The organism is Sphingobium sp. FG125 (assembly GCF_057809795.1).
Genome location: NZ_JBMDKQ010000016.1, coordinates 44,335 through 64,781, shown reverse-complemented (window position 1 = coordinate 64,781; position 20,447 = coordinate 44,335). Strand labels below are relative to the sequence as shown.

The window sequence follows — 20,447 nt, the reverse complement described above, 5'->3', positions numbered from 1 at the left end:
GATTTGGCCTTTTTCTGCGGCCCGGCGAATGATAGCGCGGATGGCGAACAAAAATGGAGAGCCGCGATCATGACCCTGCCGACATCGCTTCAAGGCCGTTTGTCGTTGCCGCTGATCGGATCGCCCATGTTCATCATATCGCAGCCCGAACTGGTCATCGCCCAGTGTCGCGCGGGCATCGTCGGCGCTTTCCCCTCGCTCAATGCCCGGCCTTCGGGGGTGTTCGAAAGCTGGCTGCAACGGCTTCAGGCGGAATTGACTGACAAGGATGCGCCCTTTGCCGTCAACCTGATCGTCCACAAGACCAATCCCCGGCTGGAGGAGGATCTGGCGCTGTGCGTCCAATATCGCGTGCCGATCATCATCACGTCGCTGGGCGCGCAGGAAAAGGTGAATGACGCGATCCACAGCTATGGCGGGATCGTGCTGCATGACATCATCAACGACCGCTTCGCGCGCAAGGCGATAGAGAAGGGCGCGGACGGGCTGATCGCGGTGGCGGCGGGGGCCGGTGGTCATGCCGGAACGCTGTCGCCCTTCGCTCTTGTGCAGGAAATCCGCCAGTGGTTCGACGGGCCGCTGGCCCTGTCCGGGTCGATCGCGACGGGGCGGTCGATCGCGGCGGCGCGGATGATGGGGGCGGACCTGGCCTATATGGGGTCACCCTTCATCGCCACGAGCGAGGCCAATGCCGATGCGGCCTACAAGCAGATGATCGTCGACAGTCAGGCGGACGACATCGTCTATTCCGACGTATTTACTGGCGTCCACGGCAATTATCTGCGCCCCAGCATCGTCGCGGCGGGCATGGACCCGGACGCGCTGCCACAAGCGGCGGACATGGATTTTGCCAGCGCGATGACCGACAAGAAGGCGTGGCGCGATGTGTGGGGATGCGGGCAGGGGATCGGCGCGGTTACGAAGGTGCAGTCTGCTGGCGCGTTCATCGCGGGGCTGAAGGCGGAATATGACGCGGCGGTGGCGGGGTTCGTGGCGTAATCGCATCCTCCCCTGTGAGGCAGAGCTATCGCATATGGAACCGCGCCCACCTTAACTCGTCACCCTGAACTTGTTTCAGGGTCCATTTCTCGGCACGAGCGGCGGCTTTTGGCGCACGATGGATCCTGAAACAAGTTCAGGATGACGTTGAGAGATTACGAAAAACCATATCCTATTCCCCTGAACACTGGGGAAGGATAAACTCACAAAAACGCGCGCAATTCCGCAATGAAACGCGCAAACTGGTCGTGGTGGAGCCAGTGGCCGGCATCGGCGAATTCGACCAGGCGGGCGTTGGTGAAGTGGGCGGCGCGGCCGTCCCTGACCGGGTTGGACGCCCAGCTGTCCAGCCCCAGGCATAGCAAGGTCGGCGCGGTGATCCGCGCCCAGAAGGCGGGCAGGCTGTCGTCCGACCCGGCTTGGGGTGCCATGCCGTTGAGATAGGGGTCGAATTTCCAGCTATAGCTGCCATCTTCATTGCGGTTGACGCCATGGATGGTCAGGTGCAGCGCCTGTTCGAGCGAGAGATGTTCGTTGCGTTCGCGCATCCGCCCGACTGCCGCCTCGATCGTGGGATAGCGTTTGGGGGTGCGGCGGGCGCTGGAGCGGCGGGTTTCGATCCAGGCGCGCCAGATGTCCGGTTCTGACTCTTCCGCCTGTTCCCTGATCCGGTCGGGCGACAGGCCCAGCCCTTCGATCGCGACGATCTTGTGCGCCTTGTCCGGGAACAGCCCGGCATAGCGCAGCGCGATCGACCCGCCCAGCGAATGGCCGACGATCGTGACCGGTGACCGGTCCAGCAAGTCCACCAGCTGCGCCAGATCATAGACATAGTTGGTCATCATATAGGCGCCGTCGGCCGACCAGCCGCTGTCGCCATGGCCGCGCAGGTCGGGGGCGACGACATGATAATCCTTCGCCAGCGCGCGCGCCGTCCAGTCCCAGCTGCGCCCATGGTCGAACCCGCCATGGATCAGGATCAGCGTGGGTGCGGACGGATTGCCCCAGTCGAGATAGTGGAGCCGGGTGCGCAGCGACGTGAAGAAATGCGATGTCGGGGTGGGCGCAAACGGCGTGTCCATGTAATCCTGCGATTTTGTTGGAATATTTGCCCCATTGGCGATGTGCAGGCCGCTGGCAAGCCCCTATCCGCCAAAAGCGTCAATCGCCGCCCGGCGCAACGCTAGCATGGACAAGCCGGTCGGCGGCGCGCGACGCTCGGCTGGCCTTGACGATGCGGGCAAGTTCGGCCTGTTTGAACGGCTTGTCCAGGCGCGGGCGGGCGCTGGCGTGGGGGGGCAGTTCGGCAAAGCCGGTGATGATGATGACGGGCAGGCCGGGAAAACAGGCCTCTATCGCGTCGGCCAGTTGCGCGCCGGTCATGCCGGGCATGGCATGGTCGGTCACCACCAGATCGACCGCACCCTGTTCCAGCAGGCGCAGCGCGTCGACCGCATTGCTGGCCTGAAACACGGTATGGCCCAGATCCTCCAGCATCCCCGCCGTGTTCATCAGCACCAGATCATCATCATCGACCGCCAATATGACCATCGGCGTGTCGAGGCCGTCCACAGCCTCGCTGCGCGCCGGGGCGGCCTCCACCGCATCGGCGCTGGCGACGGGCAGCCACAGCGCGACGCTGGTGCCGACCCCGATCTCGCTCGACAGGGTCAGCGATCCGCCGCATTGCTGGGCAAAGCCATGGACCATCGACAGGCCCAGCCCGGTTCCTTTGCCGACGCCCTTGGTGGTGAAAAAGGGTTCGCGCGCGCGTTGCAGCGTCGCTTCGTCCATCCCTTCGCCCGCATCGGTAACGGCCAGGCGGACATAGTCGCCCGCTGCCAGATCGGGCCGTTCGCCGGTATCGACCGAGACTTCCGCCGCCTCGACAATGATCAGCCCGCCGCCCGGCATCGCGTCGCGGGCGTTGACCGCCAGGTTCAGCAGCGCCAGTTCCAGCTGCGCCGGATCGGCATGGGCGGCGGCCAGGGCGATCGGGAAGCGGGTTTCGATGGTGATGCCGGACCCCAAAGTCGTCTGGAGCAGGTCGGCCATGTCGCGGACCAGCCCGATGCAATCGACGCTTTGCAGTTTCAGTTCCTGCTTGCGGGCAAAGGCCAGCATCCGCTGCGTCAGCGTCGCGCCGCGTTCCGCCGCGGCCATCGCATTGTCGAGATAGCGGCTGATGTCCGCGCCGCTGCCCATGCGTTGCCGCGCCAGATCGAGACTGCCCACGATCACCGCCAGCAGATTGTTGAAATCATGCGCGACCCCGCCGGTCAGCTTGCCGATCGCGTCCATCTTTTGCGTCTGGACGATGGCGTCGCGTGCCTCGTCCAGCGCGCGTTGCGATTCGCGCCGTTCGGTCAGGTCGCGGGTGATCTTGGCAAAGCCCAGCAATTGCCCCTGCGGATCGCGGATCGGGTCGATCACGACATTGGCCCAGAAACGGGTGCCATCCTTGCGGATGCGCCAGCCTTCCGCCTCGAACCGGCCTTCGGTTTCGGCGGTGTGGAGCGCGCGGGAGGGGAGGCCGGCCATCCGGTCCTCTTCACTATAGAAGCGGGAGAAATTCTGCCCGACAATCTCGTCCGCGCGATAGCCCTTGAAGCGTTCCGCCCCCCGGTTCCAGCTCGTCACCGTGCCGATGGGGTCCAGCATATAGATGGCATAGTCGGTGACGCTCTCCACCAGCAGGCGGAAGCGTTCTTCGCTGTGGCGCAGCGCTTCGCGCGCGGCACGCTGTTCGGACAGGTCGCGGGTGATCTTGGCGAAACCCAGCAATTGCCCCTGCGGATCGCGGATCGGGTCGATGACGACGCTGGCCCAGAAATGCGTGTCATCCTTGCGCACGCGCCAGCCTTCGGCTTCGAACCGGCCATCATGGTCGGCGGTGTAGAGCGCCAGCGCAGGCACGCCGCTGGCCTGATCCTCCGCCGTGTAGAAACGGGAAAAATGCTGGCCGATAATCTCGTCCGCCTCATAGCCCTTGAACCGGCGCGCGCCCGCGTTCCAGCTGACGACGATGCCGGTGGGATCGAGCATGTAGATGGCGTAATCGGTAACGCTCTGGACCAGCAGTTCAAAGCGGTTGTCGGGACGTCCAGGCGCAGCGCTAATCATGAATTCCCCGAAGGCGGACGTCGATGGATCATATGCGTCCTTGCCACAGGCAAAACGCCCATGTCATGTGATCGTTCCCGGTGGATCGCCTTTGTTGGCGTCCTGGCTTGACTTGGGAGCGGCTACTCCGCAGGAAACCGGTGTCATAAGGAGCGGGATTGAGAATGGGCAGCGTAGCGAAGGCGAATGTCACGGTCATCGGCGAAGCGATGCTGGAACTGAGCCGGGGGAGCGGCGACAGCTGGAACCTGCGCTATGGCGGCGATGTCATCAACACCGCGATCCACCTGGCGCGGTCGGGCGACAGGGTGCGGCTGGCCAGCGCTCTGGGCGCGGACCCGATGAGCGCGGAACTGTGCGCGGCGTGGGAGACGGAAGGGGTCGACACCAGCCTGGTGCTGCGCGCGGCGGACCGGCTGCCCGGTCTCTACGCGATCGAGACCGACGCGACCGGGGAGCGCAGCTTCCATTATTGGCGGGGCGAGGCAGCGGCGCGGCGGATGTTCGACCTGCCCGGCAGCGCGGATATGGTGGCGCAGGCGGCGCAATCCGACCTGCTCTATTTCTCGCTGATTACCCTCGCCATCCTGCCGGACGCGGGGCGGGAGGCGTTGCTGGCCCTGTGCGCGGCGGTGCGCGCCAAGGGCGGCAGGATCGCCTTCGACGGCAATTATCGCGCGCGCCTGTGGAGCGACGCGGCGACCGCCTGCCACTGGCGCGACCGGGCGATTGCGGTCAGCGACATGGGCCTGCCGACGCTGGCGGATGAGGTGGAGATGGGCGCAGCCGACGACGCGCAGGACGCCGCCGCCCGCTGGGGCGCGGGCGAGGGACGCGAGGTTGTGGTGAAGCTGGGCGGTGATGGCTGCCTGGTCGATGGCACCATCGTGCCGATCCCGCAAAGGGTGCCGGTGATCGATTCCAGCGGGGCGGGCGATGCGTTCAACGGCGGCTATCTCCACGCGCGACTGGCAGGCGCTGTGCCGGTGGACGCGGCGCTGGCGGGGCATCGGCTGGCGGGCTGGAATATCGGCCGGCGGGGTGCGATTCCCGCGCGGGATGGAGATGCGCCTTATTGAGGGGAACGCATCCTCCCCCGGTGGGGGAGGTGGCTGGCCGCAGGCCAGACGGAGGGGTGTCCCGCTATCGAGAGGGCAACACCCCTCCGTCAGCACTTCGTGCTGCCACCTCCCCTTGCAGGGGAGGATGCGTCCAGAGTGTCTGGCACAGCATTTGGAATCGCGTACTGCGGCCTTCGCCGGTAAACGCTAGCCGCACGTCGCCCTAACCCTCGCCCGCATCCTGACCGGCCTTGCGCGCGACGCGGCGGTTTTTTGCGGCGCCCAGCCGTTCGAGCGGATTGACCAGCGCCTCATAGCGGCCGAACAGATGCTCCACCCGGTCGCGGTCGGTTTCAAACGGGGCGGAGCGGTAGAGGCGGTCCACCGCGCGGTCCAGCGCGGCATGGGCGCGGCGCAGGTCGGCGGGCATGGTGTCCGGGTCGTAGAGATCGGCGAGGCTGGACGTGGGATAGGCCGCGCGGGCATCCAGCACCGCCTGCGCCAGCGCCTCTATCTTCGCGCGCTGGGCGGGGGTGGCGTCGGGCCATGGGAAGGTGTTGTAGACGACCCCAATTCCATATTGAAAACGACTCTCTAGCCGCCCGCCAACGTGCGCAAGCCATGCCATATGCGCCCGGCAGGTCAAAATGCCAAACTCCCAAAGACCTGCATTCGGAAGAATCCGAAGCTTATTGCTAGGAACAGTTGGTGGCTCCAGCCAACCAAGGGGTATGTAATCCCGCCGCTCTGAACTGACTTCGGGAATAGCAAGAAACGGAGCAGTTGGAATAACAGTGACGTGAAATGCAGTTGGCGTTGCGGCCAGTGCCTTTGACGAAAGTCCCGGCGCAACCTTCTTTTCGTCACCTTTCCCTTTTGGTGGAATCTTACCCTCGCGAAACTGACGCACCAACGCAATGCGCTCCATCAACCTCGGCAAAGTTCTCAGCCGATCAGGGGCGGCGGATTGCAAAGTAGCGATCCATCTCATTCCACCGTTGATATACTCCTGCGCTCCGATGAATGGACGAATAAAATCGTCGGCTTCCGGTTCAGCGGCCAACAATTCAGCCCGTTCTTTCGCGTCGAATATCAAGTATCCGCCATCAATCGGCTTGGAACCAATCACAACCTTTCCTGCCCCATTGATCGGCCTCGCTTCCTCCTTCACCACCAGATGCCGGTTCGCCACACCCTTCGCATCGAACAGATAGGCCGTCAGCGCGGCATGGCGGCTTTCGACCGGATCGCCCTTGATGTCGGGATAGCTGAACAGCCGCTTTTCCGCCGGTTCATGGTCGCGGTGGGCAAGGCCGATGATGACGACATGGACATGCGCCTTCCCCTTGGCTTCGCTGAACCAGTTGAAGGTGCGGTGGGCGAAGGCGATTTCCAGCCCGTGCCGGTCGAACAGGATCGGCCAGAGCTGCGCCACCTGTTCGCCCTGCGTGATCGAGTTGGTGGACACGAAGGCGATGCGGATATTATACGCATGGCGTTCTGTGCGGTAAGACACGGCAGAATGCGTGCCATAAGTTGAACGCCCATTTTCTATTAAATGGGTGGGACGTATATATTGCCCCGCCTTGATGAACCATGCCGCAACATAATCCAGCGTGCCGCCACTGCCGCCCAGCCCGGCGATCCGCCGCACCTGCCCGCGCTGAAACTCGCTTTGATATTTCGCGCCAACAAAAGGCGGGTTGCCCATGATATAGCTGCATTTTTCCGGCGGCAGCAGGTCGGCCCAATCCGCTTCCAGCGCGTCGCCATGCAGGATGTGGGCGCTGTCTTTCAGCGGGATGCGGGCATAGTTGAGCCGGAACGCTTCGTTGATCGCATTATTGGCGATATGGTCCATCATCCACATCGCGACTTCGGCGATCTTGGCCGGAAATTCCTCATATTCTATGCCGTAAAACTGATCGACGGTGACGCGGGACAGCAGGGCCGCGTCAATCTGTTGCTCGCCATATTGGGCCTTGAGCGCTTCGAGTTCCAAGGCCCGGATTTCGCGATAGGCGATGACCAGAAAATTGCCGCAACCACAGGCGGGGTCGAAGAAGGTCAGCCGCGCCAGTTTGTTCTGAAATTCGCCCAGCGCCCGGTCCCGGCCCGTCTTGCGCGCGATGATGGCGGCGAGTTCCGATTTCAGATCATCCAGAAACAGCGGGCCGATGACCTTCATGATATTGGCTTCGGTCGTATAATGCGCGCCCTTGGCCCGCCGCTCCTTCGCGTCCATCACCGACTGGAACAGCGACCCGAAAATGGCGGGCGACACGCCCGACCAGTCGTGCCGCGCCGCGTCGAGCAGATGGTCGCGCATCGCCTGGGTAAAATGCGGGGTGCGGACCCGCGTGGCAAACAGGCGGCCATTCACATAGGGAAAGGCGTTCAGTTCCGCTTGCAGGGTGGATTGGCGGGCCTGTTCGGGCGTATCAAGAACGTCGAACAGGTCATTGAGAATACGGCCAACATCGCTGCCATCGGGTTTGGTGTCATTTTCGACAAGCTGGAGGAAAATATCCTTGGGCTGGAAAATGCCGGTGTCGTCGGCGAACAGGCAAAAGAGCAGCCGGACCAGCAATTGTTCCAGATCATGCCCGACATAGCCCGATTCCTCCAGCGCGTCGTGCAGCTTGCCCATCAGTTCCGCCGCCTTGATGGTGACGCCCGCCTGGGTCTCAAAACTGACCTTGCGGCCCAGCATGAAATCGAACGCGGTGATATGCTTGTGCAGGTCGGCAAGGCGGAATGTCAGTTGGGTGCGGGTTTCCAGGTCCAGCAGCACCCAGGTTTGAAAATCGCAGGACAGCACCCAGCGCGGCTGCTGCGTCGGGTGGATGCCCTCCACATAATCAAGCGCCTGCCCCTGCGCCCGGCCAAGGTCCAGGCTGGCGCTTTTCTGTTCGACCAGCAGCGTGCCGGGCCAGAACAGGTCGATGAAGCCATGCCGGTTGTTGAGCAGTTTGACCCGTTGTTCATAGATCGCCACCTGCTTGCGCCTGATGCCGAAAATCTCGAAAAATTCATTGTAGAATGTCTGGGTCTGGCCGCGCTCATAATGGGCGCTCTTCCATTCATCGCTGAACGCCTTGGCCCGACGCTTTATCTCATCCCAGCCTAAACGCATGAATCCCCCTGAACTGGGCCAATAGCAAGATGCGTTGACCATAACCATTTACCTCCTCCCCCTTTGAGGGGGAGGTTGGGTGGGGGTGTACCGCCGCCAGCGTGGACGCGTGGCTTCGCCTTGCTCCCCCTCCCTTGATTGGAGTCACGTGCCTCCAATCAACCCTCCCCGCCGGGGAGGGGAGATAAGTCACAATCAGCGCGCTTCATGTCAGGCTTAGCGCGCCCGGCATCGGACGCCAAGGCGCGTTTGGGATTATCCAGATGATCGGGGGAATGGAGCGGGTGAAGGGAATCGAACCCTCGTCACTTGCTTGGGAAGCAAAAGCTCTACCATTGAGCTACACCCGCGTTGCAGCGCCCATTGCCACGGTGGAAAAGTCCCGTCAACCAACCTGGCGCTTGGCGAGTTTGCGGGCGAGGGTGCGGCGGTGCATCCCCAGGCGGCGGGCGGCTTCGGAGATGTTGAACTCGCTATCTTTCAGCGCCTCATGGATATGCTCCCACTCCAGCGTCTTGATCGATGTTGGGCGGGGGGCAAGCGGGGTGGCGGTGTCGCCGCCGGACCGGGCGAAGGCGGCTTCGATATCGTCGCTGTTCGATGGCTTGGCGAGGTAATTGGTCGCGCCCAGCTTGATCGCCTCGACAGCGGTGGCGATGCTGGCAAAGCCGGTCAGCACGACGATCAGCATGTCAGGATCATGGGCGTGAAGCGCCTGGACGCAGACCAGCCCGGATTGCCCGCCCAGCTTCAGGTCGACGACGGCATAGCCCGGATCATGATCGGCCAGCAGCATCGTGACCATTTCCACGCTGTCGGCGATCAGCACGGTATAGCCGCGCCGCTCGAACGAGCGTTTAAGCGTCTTGGCGAAGGCGTCGTCATCCTCGACAATCATAAGCAGACGGTTATCGGTCATGGCTTTTCCTTCTCGATCGCCAAATCTTCCCCAATGGCCAGCGTGCCGAGCGGCAGGCGCAGCAGGATCAGCGCGCCGCCGTCCGCGCCGTTGCTGGCGCTGACGCTGCCGCCCAGTTTACGCACGACATTGACGACCAGGAACAGGCCGAGGCCGCCACCCTGCCGCCCCTTGCTGGAGCGATAGGGCTTGCCGAAATCGGCCAGCATGTCGGCGCTGAACCCCGGCCCATTGTCGCGCACGGCGATGTTGAGCCACTGGCTGTCGCGCCCGACCAGCAGGTCGATATATGTCGCGCCAGCCTCCCGCGCATTGTCGAGCAGGTTGGTGATGGCCTGCCGAATGACGGGATCGGCGACGATGCGGGGATAGTCGTGCGGGCCGAAATCGCAGCGCAGCGGCATCCCCGGATTGGCGGCGCGCCAGCCCTGCGCCATGCTGTCGATGAAAGCGCGGACATTGGTGACCTGCGGCGCTTCGCCACGCGCCTCGCCTGCGGACATCAATATACCCGACAGGATCGCCTTGCACCGGGTGACGGCGGCCTGCATCTCCTCCACTTCCTCGACCAGCGCGGGATGGGTGGTGATTTCGGGCATGTGCCGCCAGTCGCCCAGCACCACGGCGAGCGAGGAGAGGGGGGTGCCAAGCTCATGCGCCGCACCTGATGCCAGCAGGCCCATGCGGACGATATGCTCCTCCTCCGCCGCCTGTTGCCGCAATTGCGCCAGATAGGCTTCGCGCGCCGCCAGGTTGCGGGTCACGCGGGTCATGAACAGCACCAGCAGCACCGCGATCATGGTGAAACAGACCCAGGTGCCGATGATGTGGAGATCGAACAGGCGGCCCTCCAGCGTTTCACTCAGGTCAAGCGGGCGGTAGAAGAAGGCCAGGCCTGCCGCGCAGAATGCGGATACGGCGACGATCCCCCATACGCTCCAACGATGCAGCAGCACCGCGCCCAGCGCGACCTGGAGCAAATAGAGCGAGATGAACGGATTGGTCGCGCCGCCGCTCATGTAAAGCTGGGCGGTAAGCGAGAGGACGTCGAACAGCAGCGCCAGGAACAGCTCGGCATGGGTGATGTCGGTACGCCGCCGCAATATGGCGAGGCTGGCGAGGTTCACCCCCGCCGCGATGCAGGGGACGACGAGCATCGGCAGCATCGGCAGGCGGATGCCCATGCCATAATGGACGATCAGGATGGTGGCCACCTGCCCCGCCAGCGCGATCCAGCGCAACTGGACCAGCAGCGCCATATTCTTGCGCCCGGCGGCGTCGGCGGGCCATTGGCTGGGGAGCCAGCGGGTTGCTATCGGCAGGAGCGCGGTCATGGGCGGCGGCTTTGGCGCATGAGGAGGATATAGGCGCCCGCGGTCATGGCGGCCAGACTGAACCATGTCAGCGCATAGACAAGATGATTGTTGGGGAAGCGGATGACGGTGAGGCCGCCAATGGGGAGGGCTTGGGGTTGCGGGTCGGCATCGGCGTCGATGAAATAGGTGGGCGTGGCGGGCAGGGCGCGGGCTGTGGCGATGGCGGCGACATCGCGCGAATACCAGCGGTCGGCGGCGGGATCGTTCGACCGCAGGAAGCCGCCGCCCGGCTCGCTCAGGCGGAGAAGGCCAGTGACGCGGACGATGCCGGTCGGGCGGGCGTAGCGGGTGCGGGCGTCGGGCGGCACGAAGCCGCGATTGATGAGGAGTATGGTGCCGTTGGTTTGGCGCAGGGGTGTCAGCACCCAAAAGCCGGGGCCGCGCATGGTGGCGGCCTGCACCAAAGTCGCGCGATCATGCAGGAAGCTGCCGGTGGCGGTGACGCGGCGATATTCGTCGGCCTTGGTGGCGCTACCGGGCGCGGCGACGGGGGCGGCGTGGATGCGGGCATCGACGCGGGCGATCAGGTCACGCTTCCACGCCAGCCGCTCGACCTGCCACACGCCCAATGCGCACAGCCCCGCAAACAGCAAGGCGGCGATCAGCGTCAGGCCGACCGGGAATTTCGACCTATTTGCCGATGTCATCGGTCATCCTCCCCTTGCAGGGGAGGCCTATCGCATATGAAACCGCCCCCTCCTTCATCGTCATCCTGAACTCGTTTCAGGATCCATTTCGCGTCACCAGCGGCGGCTTTTGGGGCACGATGGATGCTGAAATAAATTCAGCATGACGAAGTAAAATGAGATGCCGTTCATATGCGATAGCCCTGCCTTGTAGGGGAGGATTTTGGTGCCAGGTTTGTGAATTACACAATCGCCAATGCCAAACCGTCGTGGTTCTGGATGTCTGCTAGACGCATATAGATGTCACGGCATCTGGCTCATATCATGCTCCATATGGGGCATCATATTGGCGTTGAGATGATACATGACCCACATCGAGCCGGACAGGGTGATGACCACCAATACCAGCGTGAAAATCAGCGCCATCATCGACCAGCCGCCTTCCGAGCGGGTGTTCATGTGCAGGAAGTAGATCATGTGAACGACGATCTGCACCACGGCAAAACCCATGATGATGAAGGCGGTGACCTGCGGATTGGCGAAATAGCCGGTCATGACCAGCCAGAAGGGGATGGCGGTCAGCAGTAGCGACAGGCCAAAGCCGATCATATAGCTGCCCATCGTGCCATGGGCGCCTTGCGAATGTTCGTGATCGTGCGCGCTCATCGCAGCATCCCCATGAGATAGACGAAGGTAAAGACGCCGATCCAGATGACGTCCAGGAAGTGCCAGAACATGCTGAGGCACATCAGGCGGCGCTGGTTGGCCGCGATCAGACCCTTGCGCCCGACCTGCACCATCAGCGTCACCAGCCAGATGATGCCGAAGGTGACGTGCAGCCCGTGGGTGCCGACCAGCGCGAAGAAGGCGGACAGGAAGCCCGACCGCTGCGGCGTCGCGCCTTCATGGATCAGGTGCGCGAATTCATAGAGTTCGATGCTGAGGAACGCCAGACCGAACAGGCCGGTGATGGCCAGCCAGCCCTGCGTCGCGCCGACCCGGTCCTTCTCCATCGCCAGCATGGCAAAGCCATAGGTGATCGACGAGAAGAGCAGCATCGCGGTGTTGAGCGCGACGAGATTGAGGTCGAACAGGTCGCGCGGCCCCGGTCCCGCCGCATAATTGCCGCCCAGCACTGCATAGGTCGCAAACAGGCAGGCGAAGATGAGGCAGTCGCTCATCAGATAAATCCAGAAGCCCAGCGCGGTGCTGGACCCTTCGGGATGATGCGGTTCGTGCGCCAGATGGAAGAGGGGCTTGCCGTCATTGTCGAGGAAGGCGGGGTCGATTTGGGAGCGTGTGGCCATGATGTTAGCCCTTTGCTGCGAGCAGCGCGCTGCGCTCGCCCTCTATGCGCTCGACCACATCCTTGGGGATATAATGGTCGCGCTTGTAATTGAACGTGTGGCCGATCGCGACGGCCAGTATGGCGACGAAGGACAGGCCCGCCAGCCACCATATGTACCAGATCATCCCGACCGAGAAGGCGACCGACAGGCCGGCGATGATAATGCCGGTGCCGGTGTTGGACGGCATGTGGATGGCGGCGTAACCGGTCAGCGGGCGCTGATAACCGCGCTTCTTCATGTCCGCCCAGGCGTCGCCATCATGGATGACGGGGGTGAAGGCGAAATTATAGTCGGGCGGGGGCGAACTGGTCGCCCATTCGAGCGTGCGACCGTCCCAGGGATCGCCGGTGATGTCGCGCAACTGGTCGCGATTCTTGATCGACACCGCGAACTGGATGAACATGCAGGCGATGCCCGCCGCGATCATCACCGCGCCCAGTGCCGCGATCTGGAACCAGATTTGCAGGGATGGATCATCGAACACGCGCATCCGGCGGGTGACGCCCATCAGGCCCAGCACATATAGCGGCATGAAGGCGACCCAGAAACCCACGACCCACAGCCAGAAGCTGCGCTTGCCCCAGGTGGTTTCCAGCCGGAAACCAAAGGCCTTGGGCCACCAGTAATTGATCGCCGCGAACAGGCCGAACAGCACGCCGCCGATGATGACATTGTGGAAATGGGCGATCAGGAACAGCGAATTGTGCAGCACGAAGTCGGCGGGCGGGACGGCAAGCAGCACCCCGGTCATGCCGCCCACGGTGAAGGTCAGCATGAAGGCGACCGTCCACATCATCGGCAATTCATAGCGGATGCGCCCGCGATACATGGTGAAAAGCCAGTTGAAGAGCTTGGCCCCTGTCGGGATGGAGATCACCATCGTCGTGATGCCAAAGAAGCTGTTGACGCTGGCGCCCGATCCCATGGTGAAGAAATGGTGCAGCCAGACCAGATAGCTGAGCAGCGCGATGACGATGGTGGCGTAGACCATCGAGCTATAGCCGAACAGGCGCTTGGACGAGAAGGTGGAGGTGACTTCGCTGAACACGCCGAACAAGGGCAGGATCAGGATATAGACTTCCGGGTGGCCCCAGATCCAGATCAGGTTCACATACATCATGGGGTTGCCGCCCATGTCGTTGGTGAAGAAGGCGGTGCCGACATAACGGTCCAGGCTGAGCAGCGCCAGCACGGCGGTCAGCACCGGGAAGGCCGCGACGATCAGCACATTGGCGCAGAGCGAGGTCCAGGTGAAGATGGGCAGCTTCATCATCGTCATGCCGGGCGCACGCATCTTGACGATGGTGGCGATCAGGTTGACGCCCGATAGCAATGTGCCGATGCCCGCTATCTGCAAGCCCCAGATATAATAATCGACGCCGACGCCCGGCGAGTAAGCGATGCCGGACAATGGCGGATAGGCGAGCCAGCCGGTGCGGGCAAATTCGCCCACGAACAGCGACATCATCACGATGATCGCGCCCGCCGTCGTCATCCAGAAGCTGAAATTGTTGAGAAAGGGGAAGCTGACATCCCGCGCGCCGATTTGCAGCGGGACGATATAGTTCATGATCCCCGTGATCATCGGCATCGCGACGAAGAAGATCATGATGACGCCATGGGCGGTGAAAATCTGGTCGTAATGATGGGCGTTCAGATAGCCTTCGGAGCCGTTGAAGGCCATCGCCTGTTGCAACCGCATCATGATCGCGTCGGCAAAGCCGCGCAGGAACATGATGAGGCCCAGGATCATATACATGATGCCGATGCGCTTATGGTCCACGGTGGTGAACCAGTCATGCCACAGCGTGCCCCATAGCCGATATTTGGTGACGAGGCCCAACACCACCGCGCCGCCCAGCGCGACCATCAGGAAGGTGCCGACGACGATCGGCTCATGCAGCGGGAGCGAACTCCAGTCGAGCCGACCGAAGATCAGTTTCCAGATGCCGCTATTTTCGGAGGCGGGATGCGGGGACATGGACGTTACGGCCTTGTAAGGGGGGAGGGGGTGCTTGGATCGCTGTAAAGCCCCTCCCCTTCAGGGGAGGGGTTGGGGTGGGGGCATGAGGCAGATGCGGTGTCATCCGGCAAGCCCCCACCCCCGTCCCCTCCCCTGAAGGGGAGGGGTGAATAAGCGCTACATGCCATGATGCCCCTCATGATCCTGCTGCCCCGGTGCCTGTTTGCCGCGCTCGGCAGGCGTGCGCTCTGCCGCTGGCGTCATGCCCGCTGGCTGGGCGATCTCGCCCTTCTTGCCGGGTTCGACCGGGTGATAGCCGCCGACGTCGATCGTGCCGTCATGGCGCAGGCCAGCGGTGTCGCGGGCCGATTCCTTGCCCGCGCCGCCTTGGCTGTCGGTCATCATGATCGCGTCCATGCAGCGCTTGCCCGGCTGCACGCACAAGTTGAGCGCGGCGTGGAACAGGCGGGGTTCGACGCTGGCGAAATAGGTCGGCTTCACCTTTTCGCTGGGCTGTTCCAGCTTCAAATAGGTGGCGCGGTCGAGCGGCTTGCCGCTGGCCTTCACGCGGGCGACCCACTGGGCAAAGCCGCTTTGGTCCATGGCGTGGAATTTGAAGCGCATGTTGGAAAAGCCCGCGCCCGAATAGTTGGCGGAAAAACCATCGAAGCTGCCGGGCTTGCTGGCGACCGCGTGCAGGCTGGTCTGCATCCCCGGCATGGCATAGATTTGCCCCGCCAGCGCCGGCACGAAAAAGCTGTTCATGATCGAGGCGGAGGTGATTTTGAACTCGATCGGCTGATCGACCGGGGCGGCCAGTTCATTGACGGTCGCGATGCCAAGCTCCGGGTAGATGAACAGCCATTTCCAGTCGAGCGCGACAACCTCGACCTGCAAGCGCTTGGCCGCCGGATCCACCTTGCGCTGCGCGTCCAGTCGCTCGATCGGGCGATAGGGGTCGAGCAGATGGGTGCTGGTCCAGGTAACAGCCCCCAGCGCGATGATGATGAGCAGCGGCGCGGACCAGATCAGCAGTTCCAGGCTGGTCGAATGGTCCCAATCGGGATCATAATCGGCGGCCTGCGCTTTGGCGCGATACTTCCAAGCAAACCAGCCGATGGTGGCCATCACCGGCAGCACGATCAGCAGCATCAGCACGGTCGCGATCAGGATGAGATCGCGTTGCTGCATCGCAACGTCGCCGGACGGGGCCATCACCACCCAGTTGCACGCCCCCAATGGCAACAGCAGCAGGGGCGCGAATCGGCGCAGAATTGCGCGGCTTTTGGCAGGCGGTCGAGCGATCATGGCCTCCGTCTAGTCAGGAAGTTACCGGGGCGACATTGGACCTTTTGTCCTATCCCTGCGCGGCTGCGAAATAGGGCATGGCACTATTTGACCAAGGGGTGATTCGCCGTGCAACGAAGTGCGGCGGATGATCGTTCCCGCAGCATGAAGGCCCGTTCCACGCCATGACATCCGCGACGACAACGCCCAACGAAACGCAGGCGGAACATGACGTGCGCAATCTTCATGCGCATGGGGCCAAGAAGATCGCACCCGGCGAGATCGCCATCGGCGTCATCATCGGGCGGACGTCGGAGTTTTTCGACTTTTTCGTCTATGCGATCGCCTCCTGCATCGTCTTTCCCGCCCATGTCTTTCCCTATCTCTCGCCGCTCATGGGCACGCTCTGGTCCTTCGCCATCTTCGCGCTGGCCTTCGTCACCCGGCCGATCGGGTCGTTCATCTTCATGGCGGTGGATCGCGCCTATGGGCGGGGGGTGAAGCTCACCATCGCCTTGTTCCTGCTCGGCGGATCGACCGCGGCGATTGCGTTCCTGCCGGGCTATGCGACCATCGGTCATTGGTCTGCCCTGTTGCTGGCGCTTTTCCGCGCGGGGCAGGGGGTGGCGCTGGGCGGCACATGGGATGGGCTGGCGTCCCTGCTCTCGCTCAACGCGCCACAGCGCAAGCGCGGCTGGTATGCGATGATGCCGCAGCTCGGCGCGCCGCTGGCGCTGATCGTGGCGGCGGGGCTGTTCGCCTTCTTCCTGTCCACCCTGTCGCCCGCCGATTTTCTGAGCTGGGGCTGGCGCTATCCCTTCTTCGTGGCGTTCGCGATCAATGTGGTCGCGCTGTTCGCCCGGCTGCGGATCGTCGTGACGGAGGAATTTTCGCGGCTGTATGAGACGCGCGAACTCCAGCCTTCGCCGGTGATCCCGACCATCCGCAGCGAAGGGCGCAACATCGTCATCGGTGCCTTCGCCCCGCTGGCCAGCTTCGCGCTGTTCCACATGGTCACTGTGTTCCCGCTGTCGTGGATCGCGCTTTACACCGACCAGCCGCTGGAGCGGTTTCTGGTGATCGAGGCGATCGGTGCCTGCGTCGGCGTGCTGGCGATCATCGTGTCGGGCTTCGTCGCCGACATGATCGGCCGTCGCCGGTTGCTGGGTTATTCGGCGGTCGGTATTGGCTTCTTCGCCGTCGCCGCGCCGCTGTTGCTCAATGGCGGCGATCTGGGCGAGGTCGCCTTCATGGTGCTGGGCTTCATTCTGCTGGGCTTGAGTTTCGGCCAGTCGTCGGGCGTGGTCGCCTCCAACTTCCGCACCGCGACCCGCTATACCGGGTCGGCGCTGACGTCGGATCTGGCTTGGCTGGTGGGCGCAGGCTTTGCGCCGCTGGTCGCGCTGGCGATTTCGGCGGAGTTCGGGCTGGCCGCGTCGGGCGCCTATCTGCTGTCGGGTGCAGTGGTGACCGGCTTTGCGCTGTTCGTGAACAAGGAACTCGCGGGCAAGGACCGCTAACGATTATGCCTTTATCTCCCCTCCCCGGCGGGGAGGGGCCGGGGGGGGGGGGAGCGAGGCGAAGCCGAGCGTCCACACTGGCGGCGGTACACCCCCACCCAACCTCCCCCTCAAGGGGGAGGAGATCATTGCAGCTTGGTCTAAACCGCGTTCCGCATCCGCGCCAATGCCTTGCGGTCGAACCAGGCGCTGATGCCGCGGCGCGGGCGGAAGCGGGGGAGCCAGTCGGGATAGAGGCTGGCGAGGCGCGAGGGCAGGCCGTCCGGTCCCTCGCGCGTCATGATGTCGGACACGATCCGGTTCTGGTAAAAGCGCACCGAATAGTTGATCAGCCTCTTATATTGCATCCGCCAGGTGGAGGGGTGGGTGAGGCTGACCTGTTCGCAGACAAAGCCCGCACCTTCGCAGGCGACGATGCGGGTGACATCCCAGCCGCTGTCCCTCTGCAAATCATTATGCGCCCAGGCCGCGACCAGCCCATCGTCGCCGATCAGATCGTCGGGCAGGCGCAGCCCGCGCGCGCGGATCGCGCCGACGAAACGGCCCGACAGCGCATAGAGATCACCGAACAATCCACCCTGCGTGCGCAAATCGCGGCGATAGGTTTCCGCCATCCTGCCATTGACCGGCATCCCGGCGGCGGCATTGGCATGAGGGTTGGCGGCAAGGTCTGCCACCAGTGCGTCTATCGACCCGGCCTGTATTTCGGCATCGCCATCCATGAAGATGACGGCGTCCTCATCGCCGGTCAGCAGGTCATGGACCAGATGGTTCCAGGTGCGCGACTTGCCGCCCGTAGCGATGTCATGGACGATGACATTGGCCCGCCCGCCAGCCGCTTCCTGCGCCCGCGCCACGGTGGCGTCGGTCGTGCCGTTGACCAGCACATGGAATAGCGTGTCCGCCCGGTCGAGCGGCAGCGAGCCAAGGCAGGCGGCGATCCGCTTTTCTTCCTGATGGGCGAAGATGGCGACGGCGACGCTCATGGCGTTTAGCGGAAATCCCAGCCCTGCTGGCCATGCTGGCTGGCGTCGAGACCATCGGCTTCCTCCTGCGCGCTGACCCGCATCGGCACGACCATCGACACGATCAGCGCGGCGATGGCGGTGCCGATCATTGCCCACAGCGCGACCACGACAAGGCCGATGCCCTGGCTGAGCAGCGCGGCGGTCAGGCTGACCGGCATTTCATAGCCTACCCCGCCGAGCAGCGGCAGGACAAAGATGGGGAGCAGCAGGATGCCGGTCAGCCCGCCCAGTCCGTGGACCACGAACACACTCGCCGGATCGTCGATCCAGCGACCGGCCAAACCATTGCCAAGGCGGCATATCAGTGCCGCGATCACACCGATCATCATCGCGCCGCCGGTGCCGACCAAAGCGGCGCTGGCGGAAATCGCGGCGATGCCTGCCAGCGCGCCGGACAGGATGCCGGTGGCGCTGGTGCGCGCGCCCAGCAACCGGTCGAGCAAGGCCCAGACCAGGGCAGCGGCACAGGCGGCAAAATGATAGTTCAGGATGGCGGTCGCGGCATCATCGGTCGCGCCCAATGCCCAACCGCCGACCACGCCTGACAGCCCGACCCACAGCAAGGCACCGCCCGCCAGGCTCAATACCGGGGCATGGCCGGGGTCGGACGCTTCACGCCGCCGCCCGGCGATCAGTGCCAGCGTCAGCGCGGAAAAACCCGCCACGCCATGCACCACCAGCCCGCCGGCAAAATCCAGCACGCCAAGGTCCGCCAGCCAGCCGCCGCCCCACACCGCATGAGCGACCGGCGCATAGACCAGCAGCAGCCAGAGCGGCGCAAAGCCCACCAGCCAGCCCAGCCGCACCCGCTCCGCCACCGCGCCGATCAGCAGGCAGGCGGCGAGCAGCGCCAGCGCCATCTGGAACAGGACGAAGGCGGATTCAGGCACCGTCATCCCCTCCCGCAACTGCCCCAGATTGGCGAGCAGCAGGTTAGCGCCACCGCCCAGCCAGGCACTGCCCGGTGCATAGGCGATAGAGTAGCCAGCAATGGCCCAGACCAGCGAAACGACCGCCGCCACCGCTGCGCCCTGCGTCATCACCGACAGGGCATTGCGGACATTGACCTGCCCGGCGTGGCGCAGCATCAGCCCCGGCAGCGCGGCCAGCAACACCAGCAGCGCGCACAGGATCATCCAGCCGGTATCGCCACTATCGGCGGCGGCGACCTGCGCAAAGGCAGGCTGCGGCAGCGCGAGGGCGGCGATCAGGGGCAGGGTCAGGGCAAAACGCATGGGGCATGTTCCGGCTTTTATAATGCGTCGGGGTCTAGCCCGGACGGGGTAAAGACTTCGATAAGCAGGACCATGGCGTTGGCGGCGGGCTTTGGCTAGGCTGGCGACATGAAGCTGGACATAGGCAACATCGTCATCCTGACTGGCGCTGGCATTTCCGCCGAAAGCGGGCTTGCCACCTTTCGCGGGCCGGATGGATTGTGGGAGGGGCATCGGGTCGAGGATGTCTGCACGCCGCAAGCCATCGCGCGCAATCCCGCGCTGGTGCATCGCTTCTATGACGAGCGGCGGGCGAAGCTGGACGAGGTCGCGCCCAATGCCGCGCATGAGGCGCTGGCCGCGCTCGACCGGGCGTGGCCGGGGGAATTGTTGATCGTCACGCAAAATGTCGATGACCTGCATGAGCGGGCGGGGGCGAAGCGGCTGATCCATATGCATGGCGCGCTGCGATCGGCGCTGTGCGCGGGATGCGGGAAGGCGGTGGCGTGGACCGGTTCGCTGCCGCCCGGATCGGCCTGCGACGGTTGCGGGCGGCCGAAGCTGCGGCCCGACATCGTGTTTTTTGGCGAAATGCCCTATGAGATGGACTCGATCGACGATGCGCTGCGCCGCGCGGACCTGTTCGTGTCGATCGGCACATCGGGCGCGGTCTATCCCGCCGCCGGTTTCGTCCAGACCGCCCGCCATGTCGGCGCGCGGACGCTGGAGCTGAATCTCGATCCTTCGGCGGGCAGCACCTATTTCGAGGAAACGCGGCTTGGCCCGGCGAGTGTGCTGGTGCCGGAGATGGTGCGGGAGTTGCTGGGGTAGGGCGTCATCACACTG

General features: G+C 63.7%; 16 protein-coding genes and 1 tRNA gene. 4 read left to right on the top strand and 13 right to left on the bottom strand.

Annotation, left to right across the window (positions count from 1 at the left end):
• The first annotated feature begins 69 nt into the window (after positions 1-69).
• Positions 70-999, top strand: a complete 930-nt coding sequence (locus ACODSR_RS15160; RefSeq protein ID WP_489077489.1) for an NAD(P)H-dependent flavin oxidoreductase — start codon at positions 70-72, stop codon at positions 997-999.
• A 203-nt stretch (positions 1,000-1,202) separates the two neighbouring features.
• On the opposite strand, the gene ACODSR_RS15155 is transcribed toward ACODSR_RS15160, so the two are convergent.
• Together ACODSR_RS15155 and ACODSR_RS15150 are read right to left on the bottom strand one after the other, a co-directional pair.
• Positions 1,203-2,081 carry an alpha/beta fold hydrolase gene (locus ACODSR_RS15155; RefSeq protein ID WP_489077488.1) on the bottom strand — a complete coding sequence of 293 codons (879 nt, stop codon included), beginning with the start codon at positions 2,079-2,081 and terminating at the stop codon, positions 1,203-1,205.
• A gap of 79 nt (positions 2,082-2,160) precedes the next feature.
• Complete coding sequence (locus ACODSR_RS15150) at positions 2,161-4,122, bottom strand: hybrid sensor histidine kinase/response regulator (protein ID WP_489077487.1); 1,962 nt, start codon at positions 4,120-4,122, stop codon at positions 2,161-2,163.
• A 164-nt stretch (positions 4,123-4,286) separates the two neighbouring features.
• Between ACODSR_RS15150 and ACODSR_RS15145 the strand changes: the two genes are divergently transcribed.
• A complete protein-coding gene (locus ACODSR_RS15145) occupies positions 4,287-5,201 on the top strand; it encodes a sugar kinase (RefSeq protein ID WP_489077486.1) in 915 nt (304 codons plus the stop codon).
• Positions 5,202-5,406: 205 nt separating this feature from the next.
• Here ACODSR_RS15145 and ACODSR_RS15140 read toward each other — a convergent pair whose 3' ends face one another.
• From ACODSR_RS15140 to cyoA, 9 genes are all read right to left on the bottom strand, one after another.
• Entirely contained in the window at positions 5,407-8,319 is a 2,913-nt protein-coding gene (locus ACODSR_RS15140) for a DNA methyltransferase (RefSeq protein ID WP_489077485.1), read from the bottom strand.
• A 276-nt stretch (positions 8,320-8,595) separates the two neighbouring features.
• A tRNA-Gly gene (locus ACODSR_RS15135) sits at positions 8,596-8,669 on the bottom strand.
• Between the two features lie 35 nt (positions 8,670-8,704).
• The gene (locus ACODSR_RS15130; protein ID WP_119748125.1) at positions 8,705-9,238 is read right to left on the bottom strand and encodes a response regulator transcription factor; all 534 of its coding nucleotides are present in this window, start codon (positions 9,236-9,238) and stop codon (positions 8,705-8,707) included.
• Complete coding sequence (locus ACODSR_RS15125; RefSeq protein WP_489077484.1) at positions 9,235-10,572, bottom strand: ATP-binding protein; 1,338 nt, start codon at positions 10,570-10,572, stop codon at positions 9,235-9,237. Before ACODSR_RS15125 ends, ACODSR_RS15130 begins: the two co-directional genes overlap by 4 nt.
• Positions 10,569-11,261: an SURF1 family protein gene (locus ACODSR_RS15120; protein WP_489077483.1), complete on the bottom strand. Its 693-nt coding sequence runs from the start codon at positions 11,259-11,261 to the stop codon at positions 10,569-10,571. The genes ACODSR_RS15125 and ACODSR_RS15120 overlap by 4 nt, the downstream gene beginning before the upstream one ends.
• 282 nt (positions 11,262-11,543) lie before the next feature.
• Positions 11,544-11,906, bottom strand: a complete 363-nt coding sequence (gene cyoD / locus ACODSR_RS15115) for a cytochrome o ubiquinol oxidase subunit IV (protein WP_489077482.1) — start codon at positions 11,904-11,906, stop codon at positions 11,544-11,546.
• The gene (gene cyoC / locus ACODSR_RS15110; protein ID WP_489077481.1) at positions 11,903-12,547 is read right to left on the bottom strand and encodes a cytochrome o ubiquinol oxidase subunit III; all 645 of its coding nucleotides are present in this window, start codon (positions 12,545-12,547) and stop codon (positions 11,903-11,905) included. Before cyoC ends, cyoD begins: the two co-directional genes overlap by 4 nt.
• Before the next feature lie 4 nt (positions 12,548-12,551).
• A complete protein-coding gene (gene cyoB, locus ACODSR_RS15105) occupies positions 12,552-14,570 on the bottom strand; it encodes a cytochrome o ubiquinol oxidase subunit I (RefSeq protein WP_489077480.1) in 2,019 nt (672 codons plus the stop codon).
• A gap of 159 nt (positions 14,571-14,729) precedes the next feature.
• Entirely contained in the window at positions 14,730-15,860 is a 1,131-nt protein-coding gene (cyoA, locus tag ACODSR_RS15100) for a ubiquinol oxidase subunit II (protein ID WP_489077479.1), read from the bottom strand.
• Positions 15,861-16,024: 164 nt separating this feature from the next.
• Between cyoA and ACODSR_RS15095 the strand changes: the two genes are divergently transcribed.
• Positions 16,025-17,359, top strand: coding sequence for an MFS transporter (locus ACODSR_RS15095; protein WP_489077478.1), 1,335 nt, complete (start codon positions 16,025-16,027; stop codon positions 17,357-17,359).
• A gap of 140 nt (positions 17,360-17,499) precedes the next feature.
• On the opposite strand, the gene ACODSR_RS15090 is transcribed toward ACODSR_RS15095, so the two are convergent.
• Both ACODSR_RS15090 and ACODSR_RS15085 read right to left on the bottom strand, forming a co-directional pair.
• Positions 17,500-18,345 carry a glycosyltransferase family 2 protein gene (locus ACODSR_RS15090; protein WP_489077477.1) on the bottom strand — a complete coding sequence of 282 codons (846 nt, stop codon included), beginning with the start codon at positions 18,343-18,345 and terminating at the stop codon, positions 17,500-17,502.
• A 5-nt stretch (positions 18,346-18,350) separates the two neighbouring features.
• Positions 18,351-19,622, bottom strand: coding sequence for an ammonium transporter (locus ACODSR_RS15085; protein ID WP_489077476.1), 1,272 nt, complete (start codon positions 19,620-19,622; stop codon positions 18,351-18,353).
• 108 nt (positions 19,623-19,730) lie between these two features.
• On the opposite strand from ACODSR_RS15085, the gene ACODSR_RS15080 reads away from it, so the two are divergent.
• Positions 19,731-20,432 (top strand): NAD-dependent deacylase, encoded by a 702-nt coding sequence (locus ACODSR_RS15080; protein WP_489077475.1) that lies wholly within the window; start codon positions 19,731-19,733, stop codon positions 20,430-20,432.
• Positions 20,433-20,447: the final 15 nt, after the last annotated feature.

Coding starts and splice junctions, on each gene's coding strand:
- ACODSR_RS15160 (WP_489077489.1), top strand. CDS start 70: ATGACCCTGCCGACATCGCTTCAAGGCCGTTTGTCGTTGCCGCTGATC.
- ACODSR_RS15155 (WP_489077488.1), bottom strand. CDS start 2,081: ATGGACACGCCGTTTGCGCCCACCCCGACATCGCATTTCTTCACGTCG.
- ACODSR_RS15150 (WP_489077487.1), bottom strand. CDS start 4,122: ATGATTAGCGCTGCGCCTGGACGTCCCGACAACCGCTTTGAACTGCTG.
- ACODSR_RS15145 (WP_489077486.1), top strand. CDS start 4,287: ATGGGCAGCGTAGCGAAGGCGAATGTCACGGTCATCGGCGAAGCGATG.
- ACODSR_RS15140 (WP_489077485.1), bottom strand. CDS start 8,319: ATGCGTTTAGGCTGGGATGAGATAAAGCGTCGGGCCAAGGCGTTCAGC.
- ACODSR_RS15130 (WP_119748125.1), bottom strand. CDS start 9,238: ATGACCGATAACCGTCTGCTTATGATTGTCGAGGATGACGACGCCTTC.
- ACODSR_RS15125 (WP_489077484.1), bottom strand. CDS start 10,572: ATGACCGCGCTCCTGCCGATAGCAACCCGCTGGCTCCCCAGCCAATGG.
- ACODSR_RS15120 (WP_489077483.1), bottom strand. CDS start 11,261: ATGACATCGGCAAATAGGTCGAAATTCCCGGTCGGCCTGACGCTGATC.
- cyoD (WP_489077482.1), bottom strand. CDS start 11,906: ATGAGCGCGCACGATCACGAACATTCGCAAGGCGCCCATGGCACGATG.
- cyoC (WP_489077481.1), bottom strand. CDS start 12,547: ATGGCCACACGCTCCCAAATCGACCCCGCCTTCCTCGACAATGACGGC.
- cyoB (WP_489077480.1), bottom strand. CDS start 14,570: ATGTCCCCGCATCCCGCCTCCGAAAATAGCGGCATCTGGAAACTGATC.
- cyoA (WP_489077479.1), bottom strand. CDS start 15,860: ATGATCGCTCGACCGCCTGCCAAAAGCCGCGCAATTCTGCGCCGATTC.
- ACODSR_RS15095 (WP_489077478.1), top strand. CDS start 16,025: ATGACATCCGCGACGACAACGCCCAACGAAACGCAGGCGGAACATGAC.
- ACODSR_RS15090 (WP_489077477.1), bottom strand. CDS start 18,345: ATGAGCGTCGCCGTCGCCATCTTCGCCCATCAGGAAGAAAAGCGGATC.
- ACODSR_RS15085 (WP_489077476.1), bottom strand. CDS start 19,622: ATGCGTTTTGCCCTGACCCTGCCCCTGATCGCCGCCCTCGCGCTGCCG.
- ACODSR_RS15080 (WP_489077475.1), top strand. CDS start 19,731: ATGAAGCTGGACATAGGCAACATCGTCATCCTGACTGGCGCTGGCATT.